Raw genomic sequence first — 205 nt, forward strand, 5'->3', positions numbered from 1 at the left:
AATTTACAAGTGATTGATAAACAAATTCAAGATTTTGAGAAGTTACTAGTAGATGAAACAGCAAAACAAGTGAGTGAGGCTGAGAAGCAAAAGGAACTAGAAGAGAAGAAAAAACAAGAGGAAGCAAAAAATCAAGAAGAGAGTAAGAAACAAGAATAGCAAGTAAAATACAGCGACATATAGAGAGAATAGCGGTTATAAAGCC

The 205-nt window shown here is 33.2% G+C and carries 1 pseudogene; it reads left to right on the forward strand.

The annotated features are described in order from the left end of the window. Positions 1-159, forward strand: a pseudogene (locus tag MR083_RS27735) (DUF4047 domain-containing protein); the annotation flags it as partial. Positions 160-205 lie beyond the last annotated feature (46 nt).

This window comes from Bacillus cereus group sp. BfR-BA-01408 (assembly GCF_022663305.1).
Classification (GTDB): Bacteria; Bacillota; Bacilli; order Bacillales; family Bacillaceae_G; genus Bacillus_A; species Bacillus_A pacificus.